Annotated in this window: 13 protein-coding genes; 2 read left to right on the forward strand and 11 right to left on the reverse strand. The window is 64.6% G+C overall.

Annotated features, from left to right (window positions below; genetic code table 11):
- Positions 1–24: 24 nt before the first annotated feature.
- The 9 genes from GCN74_RS19980 to GCN74_RS20020 form a co-directional block, all read right to left on the reverse strand.
- Positions 25–792, reverse strand: coding sequence for a TOBE domain-containing protein (locus GCN74_RS19980; protein ID WP_152258323.1), 768 nt, complete (start codon positions 790–792; stop codon positions 25–27).
- A gap of 40 nt (positions 793–832) precedes the next feature.
- Positions 833–1,534, reverse strand: a complete 702-nt coding sequence (locus GCN74_RS19985) for a sulfate/molybdate ABC transporter ATP-binding protein (RefSeq protein WP_152258283.1) — start codon at positions 1,532–1,534, stop codon at positions 833–835.
- Between the two features lie 4 nt (positions 1,535–1,538).
- Complete coding sequence (gene modB, locus GCN74_RS19990) at positions 1,539–2,210, reverse strand: molybdate ABC transporter permease subunit (protein ID WP_152258284.1); 672 nt, start codon at positions 2,208–2,210, stop codon at positions 1,539–1,541.
- A gap of 17 nt (positions 2,211–2,227) precedes the next feature.
- Positions 2,228–2,986 (reverse strand): molybdate ABC transporter substrate-binding protein, encoded by a 759-nt coding sequence (gene modA / locus GCN74_RS19995; RefSeq protein ID WP_152258285.1) that lies wholly within the window; start codon positions 2,984–2,986, stop codon positions 2,228–2,230.
- A gap of 119 nt (positions 2,987–3,105) precedes the next feature.
- Complete coding sequence (locus GCN74_RS20000; RefSeq protein WP_152258286.1) at positions 3,106–4,119, reverse strand: bile acid:sodium symporter family protein; 1,014 nt, start codon at positions 4,117–4,119, stop codon at positions 3,106–3,108.
- Between the two features lie 214 nt (positions 4,120–4,333).
- The gene (locus tag GCN74_RS20005; RefSeq protein WP_034752546.1) at positions 4,334–4,696 is read right to left on the reverse strand and encodes a BON domain-containing protein; all 363 of its coding nucleotides are present in this window, start codon (positions 4,694–4,696) and stop codon (positions 4,334–4,336) included.
- Between the two features lie 267 nt (positions 4,697–4,963).
- On the reverse strand, positions 4,964–6,331 hold the full coding sequence (locus tag GCN74_RS20010; protein ID WP_152258287.1) for a sigma 54-interacting transcriptional regulator: 1,368 nt from the start codon (positions 6,329–6,331) through the stop codon (positions 4,964–4,966).
- Positions 6,328–6,870 (reverse strand): SlyX family protein, encoded by a 543-nt coding sequence (locus GCN74_RS20015; protein WP_226939127.1) that lies wholly within the window; start codon positions 6,868–6,870, stop codon positions 6,328–6,330. The genes GCN74_RS20010 and GCN74_RS20015 overlap by 4 nt, the downstream gene beginning before the upstream one ends.
- Positions 6,867–8,279, reverse strand: a complete 1,413-nt coding sequence (locus tag GCN74_RS20020; RefSeq protein ID WP_152258288.1) for an ATP-binding protein — start codon at positions 8,277–8,279, stop codon at positions 6,867–6,869. The genes GCN74_RS20015 and GCN74_RS20020 overlap by 4 nt, the downstream gene beginning before the upstream one ends.
- A gap of 294 nt (positions 8,280–8,573) precedes the next feature.
- On the opposite strand from GCN74_RS20020, the gene GCN74_RS20025 reads away from it, so the two are divergent.
- A complete protein-coding gene (locus tag GCN74_RS20025) occupies positions 8,574–11,444 on the forward strand; it encodes an insulinase family protein (RefSeq protein ID WP_152258289.1) in 2,871 nt (956 codons plus the stop codon).
- 76 nt (positions 11,445–11,520) lie between these two features.
- On the opposite strand, the gene GCN74_RS20030 is transcribed toward GCN74_RS20025, so the two are convergent.
- Both GCN74_RS20030 and GCN74_RS20035 read right to left on the reverse strand, forming a co-directional pair.
- Complete coding sequence (locus GCN74_RS20030; RefSeq protein WP_152258325.1) at positions 11,521–11,925, reverse strand: VOC family protein; 405 nt, start codon at positions 11,923–11,925, stop codon at positions 11,521–11,523.
- 57 nt (positions 11,926–11,982) lie between these two features.
- Positions 11,983–12,870, reverse strand: coding sequence for a helix-turn-helix transcriptional regulator (locus GCN74_RS20035; protein ID WP_152258290.1), 888 nt, complete (start codon positions 12,868–12,870; stop codon positions 11,983–11,985).
- Between the two features lie 142 nt (positions 12,871–13,012).
- Between GCN74_RS20035 and GCN74_RS20040 the strand changes: the two genes are divergently transcribed.
- Positions 13,013–14,056, forward strand: coding sequence for a methyltransferase (locus GCN74_RS20040; protein ID WP_152258291.1), 1,044 nt, complete (start codon positions 13,013–13,015; stop codon positions 14,054–14,056).
- Positions 14,057–14,134: the final 78 nt, after the last annotated feature.

The following is a 14,134-nucleotide window of genomic DNA, read 5'->3' on the forward strand; positions in this document are numbered from 1 at the left end:
CGGAACTTTGCTCAGCGTCGCCGTTTACGCCGGCACGCCCAGGATCACGCTGGACGCCTTGAAGATGGCCGTCACATTACTGCCGAGCTCGATGGCCAGGTCGCTGCTGCTCTGGTTCGTGATGATGGCGGCTATCGTGCCGCCGCGCGGCAGGTCCAGCACCACTTCCGTGTTGACGGCGCCCGTTTGCACGCGCGTGACGGTGCCGGTCAGCTGGTTGCGGGCGGAAAAGCGCGCCCCTTCGCTGTCGGCCACGAGGATGATGGACGATGCCTTGACCAGCGCGAACGCTTCCGCGCCCGGCACCAGGCCCAGGCTTGCGCTGCTGTCGCGCGTGACGATGGCGACGATGTGCTGGCCGCCTGGCAATTCCAGGGTCACTTCGTCGTTGACGGCGCCCTGTTTTAGTTCAGCAACTTTGCCCAGGAATTGATTGCGTGCCGTGGTTTTCATGGCCATTCTCCGTATGAGTAAAAGATCGTCGGCGATGCCTTCCGCCTGGCTGCCCAGCTGGCGCAGGTAGCGGGCATGCTCGCGCTCGATGATACGGAAATTGTCGACCAGCTGGCGCCCCCGTGGCGTCAGCCGCGTGCCGCCGCCGCCCTTGCCGCCCGTCAGGCGCTCGACCAGCGGCTCGCCGGCCAGGTTGTTCATGGCGTCGATGGCGTCCCAGGCCGCCTTGTAGCTCATCTTCACAAGCTTGGCCGCCTGCGTGATGGAGCCGCACTCGGCGATGGCGCCCAGCAATTCCACCCGGCCGACGCCGCCCAGGTGCTCGCCGCCCACCGTCATCCATACCGAGCCTTGCAGGCCGATTTCCGCTGCCGTTGATTTATCCAATGCGTTCACCCAATGCCCTATGTTCTTCCATGCTGTCAATTTGTCCGTCACGCAAGTAAAGCACATGTTCACCGAGGATGCGCGCATCTTCCGGATCATGGGTGATCAGGATCATGGGCACGTCCAGGCGCTGTTGCCACTGGCTCAGTTCCAAACGCATTTTGACACGCAGGGCCGGATCGAGTGCGGCAAACGGCTCGTCGAGCAGCAGCGCGCTGGGCTCGGCCACCAGTGCCCTCGCCAGCGCCACCCTTTGGCGCTGGCCACCGGACAACTCGTCGGGAAACTGGTGCGCCAGTTCCTGCAAGTGAAACGCATCGAGCCAATGCTCGACTTTCTGCAATTTTTCCCGCGCACGGGGATTGAACCAGCCGCGGCTCAGGCCAAAGCCCACGTTCTGGCGCACCGTCAGGTGCGGGAACAGCGCGTAATCCTGGAACAGATAGGCCACGTTGCGCTGCTGCGGCGGCAGGTTGATGCCGGCGGCGGAATCGAACAGGGTGCGGCCGTTCAGGCGGATATGGCCAGCATCCGGCGTGAAGAGTCCGGCAATGGCTTTCAGGGTCATGCTCTTGCCGGCGCCGGACGGGCCATACAGGGCGATGCGCTGGCTGCCGGACGTGCATTGCACCTGCATGTCGAAACGGCGTTTGCCGGAGCGCAAAGTGGCGCGGAGGTCGAGGTCGAGTTGCATGGCGTTATTTGTGAGCGATGCGCCCGGGCGCCAGGCGGCCAGCCGACAGCAGCACCACGATACACACGGCGGAAGTAATCAGGACCAGCGTATTGGCCACGTCGTCCTGGCCCGCCTGCACGGCTTCATACACGGCGACGGACAGGGTCTGCGTCTTGCCGGGAATGCTGCCGGCCACCATCAGGGTGGCGCCAAACTCGCCCAGCGCGCGCACAAAGCCCAGCAGCACGCCGGCCAGGATGCCGCGCCAGGCCAGCGGCAGGGTCACGCGGAAAAAGATGGCCATTTCCGAGATGCCCAGCACGCGGGCCGCCTGCTCCAGCTGGCCGTCGACGGCCTCGAAGGCGGCGCGCGCGGGCTTGAAGACGAGGGGAAAGGCGACCACCGTGGAAGCGATCACGGCGCCCTGCCACGTAAAGATCAGGTTGATGCCGAAGTTGTCCTGCAACCAGATGCCCATCGTGCCGCGCCGGCCCAGCAGCACCAGCAGGTAATAGCCAAGCACGGTGGGCGGCATCACCATCGGCAGGGTCAGGAGGGCGTCGAGCAGCTCGCGCCCGGGAAAACGCGTGCGCGCCAGCAGATAGCCCGTGCCGATGCCAAGCAACAAATTGAGCGCCGTGGCCCACGCCGCCACCTTCAGCGACAGGGCCAGCGCGGTCCAGGCGATATCCATGCGGGCGCGTACCTAAACTATGGCTTCTTGAAACCGTACTTGGCCAGGATGGCTTGCGCCGGCGCCGTCTGCAGGTAGCTGACGAAGCGCTTCGCTTCGGCCCCATTGCTGCTGCCCTTGATGGTGGCGATCGGGTACAGCACGGGCGCCTCGAGCGGCACGTCCAGCACCACGTTCACTTTATCCTTCATGATGGCCGCGTCGGTGGCGTAGACAAAGCCCGCATCGACTTCGCCGCGCGCCACGTAGTCGAGCGACTGGCGCACGTTCTGCGTGCCGATGGCCTTCGGTTGCACGGCATCCCACAAGTTCGCCTTTTTCAGCGCGCCTTCCGAGTAGCGGCCGACGGGCACGCTGGCCGGGTTGGCGATGGCCACGCGGGTCACGCCCTTGTGCGTCAGGTCGCTCAAGCTCTTGATGCCCAGCTTGCTATCGTGCGGCACGATCAGCACCAGGCTGTTGCTGACGAAGTCCATGCGGTCGGCCGGCAATACCAGGCCCTGCTTTTGCGCCGCATCCATGGTTTCCTGGTCGGCCGAGGCAAACACGTCCACGGGCGCGCCCTTGACGATCTGTTGCAGCAGCACGCCCGAGGCGGCGAAGTTCAAGGATACCTTGCTGCCCGGATACTGCGCCTCGTAGCTTTGCGCCGCATCCTTGAACGCATTCGTCAGGCTGGCCGCGGCCGACACCACCACTTCGCCGGCAAGGGCGGAGGTAGCGGCGGTGGCGAGCAAGGCGGTGCCAAGCAGGCGGGCGAGGGAGGTGAGGCGCATGATCGTATCCTTGTAAAGTGAACGGTGAACAAGGACCGTAATATACACGCATATATAGCGTTCTGCCATGGCGCAAGTCAAGACGGCTGAACTTGCTTCAAGCGGCCCCTGATACGGCTTCAGGCGGCCACCTTTTCGCTGTCCAGGCCATCCTTGCGCCGCGCATATTTCTGCGCGATCACGGCGCAGATCATCAGCTGAATCTGGTGGAACAGCATCAGCGGCAGGATCACCATGCCCAGCGAGCGGGTGGAAAACAGCACCTTGGCCATGGGCACGCCGCTGGCCAGGCTTTTCTTCGAGCCGCAAAAGACGATGGCGATTTCGTCTTCCTTGTTGAAACCCAGGCGGCGGCTGACGAAGGTGGCAATGCCCAGCACCAGCGCCAGCAGCAAGAGGCTGATCAAGCCCAGGGCCACCAGGGTTTCCACCGAGATCGTATGCCACAGGCCTTCGCTGACGGCTTCGCTGAAGGCCGTGTAGACCACCAGCAAGATCGAACCCTGGTCGACGAATTTCAGCGTAGCCTTGTGGCGGTCGACCCAGCGGCCGATCCAGCGGCGCAGGAACTGGCCGGCCAGGAAGGGCAGCAGCAGCTGCATGACGATGGAGAGCACGGCGTCCACCGACGACTTGCCTTCCGCGCCCTTGGCCACCAGCAAGCCGACCAGGATGGGGGCGAGGAAAATGCCGATGAAATTCGAGGCCGAGGCGCTGCAGATGGCGGCCGGCACGTTGCCGCGCGCCATGGCCGTCATGGCGATCGACGATTGCACGGTGGACGGCAGCGCGCACAGGAACAAAATGCCCATGTACAGGTCGGGCGTGAGAAACGTCAGCGCCAACGGACGCAGGGCCAGGCCCAGCAGCGGAAACAGGACAAAGGTGCTGGCCAGCACCAGCAAATGCAGGCGCCAGTGCATGGCGCCGGCCACCACGGCTTCGCGCGACAGCTTGGCGCCGTGCAGGAAGAACAGGGCGCCGATGGCGACGGTGGTGATATTGCCGAAGACCACGGCCGTCGTGCCCGTGCAGGGCAGGAACGTGGCCAGTGCCACGGTGACGAGCAGGGCGATGGTGAAATTATCGGGTTTCAGATTGCGCAGCAGGGCAGCGGGAGAAAAAGAAGACATGCGGTAGCCTGGTAACGGCGCAGCCTTGCAACAGCATGCTGTGCCGGAGATGACAAACAGCGCCGGGAGCGGCGTCAGTGCTGGCTATTCTACTTGTATTTCCCTCCTCCTTGCCTGGCGGCATCAGCATGGCTGGCCGGGTAAAACCGCGCGGACAAAAAAATGCCCTGTCCGCAGACAGGGCAACCCGGAGTAAAGTACAGCGCGAGGGGGATTAACCGGCGGCTTTGACTTTCAGCTCGTTCTTGATTTCTTTCACGCCGCTCACGGAAGCGACGATCTGCACGACGCGGTCACCCGCTTCGGCGCTCGGCACGTCGCCCGACAGGACGACCACACCTTGCTGGGTTGCCACCTTGACGGGCAGGGCAGCGGCTTGCGCATCGGCGCTCAGGGCGGCCTTGGCCGAGGAAGTGATGGTTTCATCAGGGACGGCAGCGGCGGCGTTGGCGGCCACGACAGTGTCAGCAGGAGCTTGTGCTTTTGGTGCGGAGTCAGCTGCATGCGAAGCGGTGATCGAGGCGCCCGACAGTACGATAGCGGCAACCAGGGTATTGAACAGTTTCGATGTTTGCATGGTAGTTCCTCTCAATGAAGTTAAAAGCTTCTTACTTGGTTAAAGCAACACTTTGAAGCGTCACATCTACCCATACAGCAAGCGCCGTGCCAGCTTTTAAATTCCCATTGAAATCAACGACTTATATTCGATCCTGATTTTTCCGGCGGGTTTTCCGGCTATCCGCCCCGAAAAACCGCGCTTTTTGTCGCCTGACAGCGACAACTTGTGGCAAGACCATCAATGTTTTACGCTAAGTCGCTGATTTTCCACGCTTTATTTTTGTCGCTATTCAGCGACAGGGTCGCCGTCGGCGCGGAACAGGGCCGGTGTCAGCTCGTATTTCTGCAATAAACGGTAGAACTCCGTGCGGTTGCGGTCGGCCAGGCGGGCCGCGTCGGCCACGTTGCCGTCCGTCAGGCGCAGCAGCTGGATCAGGTAGTCGCGCTCGAAGCGCTGCTTCGCTTCGTTGTAGCTGAGCGCTTCCAGCGACGGCACGCGCAGCGCGCGCTGCACCAGGCTCAAGGGCACCAGCGGCGCCGTGGCCAGCGCGCACACTTGCTCGACGACATTGACCAGCTGGCGCACATTGCCGGGCCATGGCGCGGCCACCAGGGCCGTCAGGGCGTCGGGCGCGAAGCCGTTCAGGGGTTTTTCGTACTTGGCCGCCAGCTTCTGCAGGAAATGGTTCGCCAGCAGGGCGATGTCTTCGCGGCGCCCGGCCAGCGGCGGCAGGGTCAAGGTCACGACATTGAGCCGGTAATACAGGTCTTCTCGGAATTGCCCTTCCGCCATGGCCACGTCCAGGTCGCGGTGCGTGGCGGACAACAGCCGCACGTCGACGGGACGCGTCTGGTCGGCGCCCACGGGGCGCACGGCCCGCTCCTGCAGCACGCGCAGCAGTTTCACCTGCAGCGGCAGCGGCATGTCGCCGATCTCATCCAAGAACAGGGTGCCGCCGTCGGCCGCCAGGAACAGGCCTTCGCGGTTGCCCACGGCGCCCGTAAACGAACCCTTCACGTGGCCGAACAGTTCCGACTCCAGCAACTGCTCGGGTATGGCGCCGCAGTTGACGGCGATGAACGGCGCCTTGGCGCGGCGGCTGGCGTTGTGCAGGGCCCGCGCCAGCAATTCCTTGCCCGTGCCGCTGGGGCCGCGGATCAGGATGCTGGCATCGGACCCCGCCACCAGCTTGGCTTCGGCCAGCAGCTCGGCCATCTGCGCGCTGCGGCTGATCAACTCGGCACGCCAGCTCTCGTCGCCGGACGCGGGCGCCGGCATGACGGTGGACAGGTTGATCGCATACGCCACCTTTTCCATCAGCAGCTTGCCGTCGAACGGTTTCGTCAGATAGGCAAAGGCGCCGCGCGCCGTCGCCTCGACGGCATCGGGAATGGTGCCGTGGGCCGTCAGCAGGATGACGGGCAGGGCCGCATGCTGGCGGCGGATTTCATCGAACAGGGCCAGGCCGTCGCGGCCCGGCAATTGCACGTCGGTAATGACCAGCGATGGCAATTCCACGGCCAGGCGCGCCAGCGCCGCTTCCGCGCTGCCCACGGCCGTCACGCGGTAGTTGCCCGCCTTCAAGCGTATGGTCAGCAGGCGCAGCAGGTCGGGATCGTCGTCGACCAACAGGATGTGGGCGTGCTCGCTCATTTCGGCGCTCCCGCGGCGGGGCGCACGGACAGGCTGCGCTCGATGTTTTTCAGCGCTTCGAGTTTTTCATTGAGCTGGTCGATGCGGCGCTGGGCGTCGCGCAGCTGCGTGTTGAGCTTGTCGATACTGTCTTCCTGGCGGCGCAGCTCCCCGTACTGGCTGCTGAGCAATTGCACCAGCGGCGCCAGCAGTTGCGCGTCCTTGCCCGTGGCCGTCAGCAGCGGCTCCAGCAGCGCTTGCGCGCGGGCCAGGTCACCCGTGCCGCGCACGGTCGCTTGCAGCATGGCGCGGCGGATGGTGTTGGGCGGCGCGTGATCGGCCTTCGCCAGGTCCAGCTGCGCTTTGCCCAGTTCCGACGGCGTCATCAGGCGCAAGGCGCTTTGATACGCCAGCAGTTCCGTCAGCTGGGGATCGGCCACCACCACCACGCGCGGCGGCGTTTGCACCAGCACGGGCGTCTGGACAGGAGGCTTGGTGGCGCAGGCGCCCAGCAGCAGCGCGCAGGCGGCCATGCCGGCCAGGGGAATTCTCGTCATCATAAGGGCAGTTCTATCCGAAAATGCGCGCCGGCGGAGCGCGGTAAAAGAGTGACGCTGCCATCGTGGGCGGCGATATATTCGCGCACGATGGACAGGCCGATGCCATTGCCGTTGCGCGCGCCGGCCGCCTGGCGCACGCCCTGGTAAAACGGCTCGAAGATGCGTGCCGCATCCTCGGGCGCCACGCCAGCGCCTTCGTCGGTGCAGTCGATGCGCACGCGGCCCCCTTCGCCGGACAGGGCAAAGCGCACGGTGCCGCCTTCCGGGCTGAAGCGCACGGCGTTCGACAGCAGGTTCGCCAGGGCCGTGGCCAGCTTGTCGCGGTCGGCCAGCACGATCAGGGACGCGCCCTGCACCTCGACCGTCAGCCGGCGCGCCAGCCATTGCAGGCGCTGCCCGGCCACCACATCTTGCAGCAGGACCAGCAAATCCACCTTGCTGTGCGCCAGATGCTGGGCGTCGAAAGCGGCAGTATTGTAGCGCAGCAAGTCTTCAATCTGGGTTTGCAGGGACGCCGTGTTTTGCTGCAGGATGCCGGCGATTTCCCGTTGGCCATCGCTGAGCTTGCCCGCCACCTCGTCTTCCAGCAAGGCCACGCCTTCGCGCAGGGCCGCCAGCGGGGTTTTCAGCTCATGCGAGATGTGGCGCAGGAAACGTTCCTTGTCGGCATCGAGGTCCGCCAGGCGCTGGCGCAGCCAGTCCAGCTGCTGGCCCAGGCGGCGCGTGTCGGCCGGGCCGCCGACGACGATGGGCTGGTCGTAGCGCTTGTCGCCCAGGCGTTCGATGGCCGTCTCGATGCGGCGCAGCGGGCGCGACAATAGAAAGCCGAAGCAGGTGGCCAGCACGGCCGCCAGCAGCACGGCGCCGCCCACCAGCATGCCCAGCACGCGGCGCTGGCGTTCCAGCTCGGCCAGCAGGGCGTCGTTGCGGCTGCCGATTTCCGTCTTGCTTTCGCGCGCCAGGCTGTCATTGATCTGCGTCATGCGGGCAAACGCGCGGTACACGACGGCGTGGCCATCGCGCTTGCGGCGCTTACCTGCCTGCAAGACTTCCCAGGCCGCTTGCGCCTGCGCCGTCCATTCGTCGGCCAGCTGAGGTGCGAACTCGGGCGTGGCGCGGTTCAGCACTTGCAGCGCCGCCGCGGCTTCGGCGCGGGCCGCCGCATAGCGCTCGCGGAACACGGGATCATCGAGCACGAGAAACTGGCGCGCGCTGCGCTCCATGGCCAGGGTGCGCTCGGACAGGCGCTGCGACTGTTCCGTCAAGGTAATCGCCTGCGCCGCCGTCTCGCGCCCCAGCCGCGCCAGGTGTTCCAGGGTCAGCAAGGCTTGCACGGAAGTGGCCGTCAAAATACCCGTCGTCAGAATGAAGGCGGCAAATAACAGTTGGCGAAAGGAAAGTCTGGACAAGGTAAGCGCCTTCGGCTCAGTCAGCATGGGGAAAAGGCGCATGGTACGCTAAGCTTTCATCCGGGGGCGCCACCCGTAGGTAAACTATCTGACAACGTTGTTGCTTTTGCGTCCCGTAAGCAAGCCTCGGCGGCGGCGTGCAGATACTCCTAGTACAATAGGGAAAAGCTTCATACAGGCATCAAGCTGGCACCCGCCCTGGCGGGCCGGCTCTGGCATTGCGCCATTTTGGCCCCATATGCCATGCAGCCCTACCGACCATCCGTATCACCTACCGAAGAGATCCCATACCGCATGAGCACATTTGAAAAAGTCAGCAGCAACTTCATTCCAGTCTTGCAGGCAACCATCGAGCAATATGTCGAGCCGGCAACGGGCATGCGTCATATCCATATGCATACCGAGCAGGCTGAGATGGTGTTCCTGGTGGCCTTTCCCACTGTGCCGGAAGTGAGCGACGGACGCGCCCACATCCTCGAACACCTGGCCTTGTGCGGCTCGGCCCGCTACCCGGTGCGCGATCCCTTCTTCTCGATGCTGCGCCGCTCGACGGCCACCTTCATGAATGCGATGACCTATCCGGACCGCACCGTGTACCCGTTCGCCAGCACGGACCGCAAGGATTTCTTCAACCTGCTCGACGTCTACCTCGATGCGGCCTTCTTCCCGAATCTCGATTATCTGAATTTCCGCCAGGAAGGCTGGCGCCATGCGTTCGAAGGCGACAAGCTGGTCTACCAGGGCATCGTCTTCAATGAAATGAAGGGCGCCTTCAACAGCCCCATGCGCGCGCTCGACAGCGGCATCGCCAGCGCCTTGCTCAAGGGCACGACGTACGAAGTGGAATCGGGCGGCGATCCGCTGGTGATCCCCGAACTGACGCATGAAATGCTGAAAGAATTCCACGCCAGCCACTACCATCCTTCGCAAGCCGTCATCATGACGTCCGGCAATATCGAAGCGTCGGCCGTGCAGCAGCAGGTGGCTGAACGCGTGCTGTCCAAGCTCAGCGGCTTTAGCCCGCGTCGCCTGCCGCAGCTGGCGCCCGCATGGACGGCGCCGCAGGAAAACGTGGTCAAGATTCCGTCGCAGGAAGCGCGCGACGATGAATTCGGCCTGCAATTTGCCTGGCTGATGGGCGAGTCCAGCGACCCCATCGCCTACTATCACGCGCATCTGCTGTCGCACGGCTTGCTGGGCGAATCGTCGGCGCCCGTCATGCGCGCCATGGAATCGGCCGGCTATGGCCGCCCATCGGACATGAATGGCCGCGACGCGGGCATCCGCCAGATGGTGTTCCACATCGGCATGGAAGGCTTGACGCAGGAACAGATCGCCGATGCGCACCAGCGCATCTGGGCGGCGCTGGAAGAAACGGCGCAAGACGGTATTCCCGCCGCCGTGCTGCACGCGGCCTTGCGCGACATCAAATACAGCCAGCGCGAAATCAGCAGCGGCCGCATGCCTTACGGCCTGGGCCGCTTGCTGCACGCCTTGCCGCTGGCCATGTACGACGGCAACGTGATGGATGCGTTCGACAATGCAGCCATCCTGGAAACCCTGGAACAGCAGATCGAAGACCCGGAATTCTTCAAGCAGCTGGTGCGCGAGCTGATCGCCAACCCGACCCGCTTGACCACCCACGTGGTGCCCGACAGCGCCTACTTCACGGACCGCGCCGCCCTGGAAGACGCCAGGCTGGCGGCCCTGCAGGCGAAGCTGACGGATGCCGAGCGCGAACACATCGTGGCCGAATCGGCCGCGCTGGAAGCGCATCAGCAACTGCCGTCGAATTCGGAAGTCTTGCCCCGCATCCGCCCCGGCGACGTCAGCGCGCTGCCGCGCCCGGCACTGCCGATTCCCCCGGCCGTCGACGGCGCCGTGGCCTTCAGTATCGCCTCGAACGGCATCAGCTATGCCAACGTGCTGTACGACGTGTCGGGCTTGCCGGAAGCGTCGTGGCCATGGCTGCGCCTGTACACGGACCTGGCGCCGGAACTGGGCGTGGGCGACATGTCGTTCGACGACGCCAGCGCCTGGCGCCAGAGCATGGTGCCCTCGTTCCACATCGGCCTGGAAGCCATTCCCCGCCCGCAACAGGCGATGCGCGTGGAATTGTCATTCTCGGCCAGCGGCTTGCGCGAAGAACACGCAGCCATTGCCGCCGTGCTATCAGCCTGGATCGCCAAGCCCCGCTTCGATGAAGAAGAACGTCTGGCTTTCCTGATCGAAAGCCTGGTGCAAGACAAATTGAGCAGCCTGGCCGAATCGGGCAACCGCTACGCCATGCTGGCCTCGGCCGCGCCCCTGTCGCCTACGCGCCGCTTCGACGACATCGTGGGCGGCCCGGCCGCGCTGCCGTTCTACCGCCGTTTGCAGCAACTGAGCAAGACGTCCGAGGGCTTGCAGGAAATCGCCCGCGAACTCGACACCTTGCACGCGCACATCATCGCCCAGCCGCCAACCGTGCTGTGCGCGGGCCTGGAACAGGATGGCATCACCCTGGCCCGCTTGCTGGAATTGCCGGCAGCCAACACGGATGCCGCAGCAGCGACGGCAACGCCAGCGCCGGCAGCATTGCCGCTGGCCAATACGGCCCTGCATGCGACGAGCCAGATCAACCATTGCTTCGTGTCCTGGGCCGTGCCGGGCGTGCACAATCCGGACGCGTCCGCCCTGGCCGTGGCGGCCGAACTGATGACCAACCAGGTGCTGCATACGGCCCTGCGCGAAAAAGGCGGCGCGTATGGCGGCAGCGCCAGCTATGCGGCCGGCGCCGGCACGTTTACCCTCAGTTCCTACCGCGATCCGCGCCTGGCCGGCACGTACGCCGACTTCGGCACGACCCTGGACCAGATCCTCGACGGCGATTTCTCGCAGGAACAAGTGGAAGAAGCCATCATCTGCGTCATCAAGGGCCTGGACAAGCCCCATTCGCCGTACGCGGAAGCGCTGACGGCGTGGAATATGCAGCAGCGTGGCACGACGGAAGCCGTGCGCCAGCAATTCCGCACGGGCGTATTGACGTGCACCCTGAGCCAGATCAAGGACGTCACGCGCACCTGGCTGAAAAACGGCCAGCCTAGCCGCGCCGCGTTCGCGGGCAACACGACGCAAGACCTGGCGGGCCTGGAAGTGGTCGATTTATTGTCGCTGGCCAGCTAAGCAGGCGGGCGGGCAGGTGGGCAGGTGGGATTAGCGTGGCGTACCGCGGCGGCCCCGCTGATCCCGCCTGCGATGCTTATTGCGGTACAGAATGAGGTTCCATGTACATCAGCTCCCATTGATGGCCATCGGGGTCCTGAAAACTGTGGCCATACATGAAGCCGTAATCGATCGGCTCCTTGTACAGGCTGCCGCCCGCCTGGACGGCCTTCGCCACCAGCGCATCGACTTCGCCCCGGCTCTCGGCCGACAGGCACACCAGCACTTCCGTCGCCACCTTGGTATCGCACAGCTGCTTGGGCGTGAACTGCTTGAATTTGTCATGCGTCAACAGCATCACAAAAATATCATCGGCAACGATCATGCACGTCGCCGTTTCATCCGTGAAATGGGCATTGAAGCTGAAACCCAGCGCCGTGAAAAACGCCACGGAACGCTCAAGCGAATGGACGGGCAGATTGACAAAGATTTTACGGGCCATCATGTCTCCTTGTAGGTCGAATGAATAGATCCTGCCCGCCGATTCTACACCGCCTGTTCAGCCCTTCGCGCGCGCCACGGTCTTGGGCGCGTAACCGAAATAGCGGCTGAACGCGGCGCTGAAATTGGCCGGGTGGCGGTAGCCCGTTTGCCAGCCCGCCTGCGCCACCTGGCAACCATTTTCCAACAGCAACTTTGCCCGCTGCATGCGCAGCGCCAGCAGGGTGCGCTGGGGGCTGTCGTTGTAGCGGTAGCGCCATCCTTGCTTCAACTTGAACAGGCTCAACCCCACTTGCGCGCACAGGTAGTCGAGCGTGAGCTCCTGCGCCATCTGTTCCTGCATCAGCGCGTAGGCGCGCTCCAGTTTGGCGATATCGGTATCGGACCAGCGCGGCACGTGCGGCGATACGGGCCGCAATCCCCGCAACTGCTCCGCCAGCAGGCTGAGTACGCCGATATGCACGGCCAGCGGGTCCGTCGCGCGCAGCAGCGCCCGCGCATGCAGGGCGCTGGCCGCCGTGGTGGCGGCGTGCGCCAGCTGGCGCGCGCCGCCGTTGGGCAGCAGGGACGTCAAACCCTCGGGCCAGTAGCGCGCCAGCGCGTCTTCATCGACCAGCACGCGCAATTGCGCCGCCCGCTGGCCCGCTTCGAAACGGCGCTCGCCGCTCGTGTGGCGAAACACCGTCATGGTCGTATGGCCGCCCTGGAAACGCAATTGCTCGCCATCGCGCGTGGCGTAGCAGGACGCGCCTTCCAGGCCGATGGTGATGACCAGGCCGCCCGCATCGTCATGCTTCGATTGCTCGGCGAGCGCAAGCCGCGGGCGGTAATCGGAATGCACGAGCAGCACGCCCTGGTCGACCTGGCGCTGGTCGGCGCGGCACTCGCCCATCTGCGGGTCCAGCTGGCGCCGCGTCCAGCCTGCCGCTTCCCTGTCCTGTTCCATCCTCGCTCCTCCCAGTCCCTGCGCACCGCTGCGCATACGAAATGCGCCGTGCCGCATACAAATGCAAATGATAATTATTCTCATTGTTGCATAAAATAGCGCTTATGCACACCTCGTGCCCACCACGCCGAAAGGAAGCGCCATGCCGTTCACCACGCAACACACTTTGCAGCCCTACTGGGACCTGGCCGTCGCGCCCGTCCAGGCGGACGGACTGGCCGCCGCCCTGGAACTGGGCATTCTCGACGTGCTGGCCACGCCGCACACGCCGGCGCAACTGGCCGAGGCCCTGTCGCTGCACGCGCCGCACACGGCCCTGCTGCTGGAATTGCTGTGGAGCATGCAGGTGCTCGAACGCGGGGTGGCCCCCAGCGCCGGCGACACGGCGGCCAGCTACCGCTGCACGGCCACCACCTTGCAGTATTTCTGCCGCAACGCTGCATCCTTTTGTGGCGACGCCTGGCTGTACCGGCTGCATGCGCTGCGCCATTTCGCCACGCAACTGACGACCCTGGTGCGCGACGGCGGCACGGTAAAACCCTACAGCACGGCCAATGGCATCAACTGGGCCGCCGCCGCGCAGCAGCAAATCGGCCAGGAACAACGCGCCGTCACCATGCGCGCGGCCCTGTCCGTGATGCAGCGCATCGCCCTGTTTACGGACGGCAGCACGCCGCTGCGCCTGCTCGACGTGGGCGGCGGTCCCGGCTGGGTTGCCATTGCGCTGGCACAAGCCCATGCGGGCTTGCGCGGCTGCGTCTTCGACTGGCCGGAAACGGTGGCCGTGGCAGCTGCGAACATCGCCCATGCGCAACTATCGGACCGCCTTGATACCTTGGGCGGCGACCTGGACAGCGACGACATCGGCAGCGGCTACGACCTCGTCTGGTGCTCGTCCGTGCTGCATTTCGTGCCCGACCTGGCCGGTGCCTTGCGCAAGATACATGCGGCCCTGAAGCCCGGCGGCGTGTTTGTCTGCGTGCAGGCGGAAATCCCCCCCGCGCCCGGCGATGCGGCGCGCGTGCTGCCCTATTATTTGCCGATGCGCATGCTGGGCCGCACGGTGACGCGGCAGGGAGAACTGGCGCAGCTGCTGCGCGACACAGGCTGGCGGCAAGTGGAGCAGTACAGCGCCAGCGATTTTCCCATGGCACCCGTGCAGGTGCTGATTGCACGCTCAAAATAATTATCATTTTTATAGCAAATCAGGGAGCAAATGCGCTAAGCTGTGTCTGCAGCTCGGCCGCTTCCTGGCATGGCGCGC

It is taken from the genome of Janthinobacterium sp. FT14W (genome assembly GCF_009208755.1).
GTDB lineage: Bacteria > Pseudomonadota > Gammaproteobacteria > Burkholderiales > Burkholderiaceae_D > Janthinobacterium > Janthinobacterium violaceinigrum.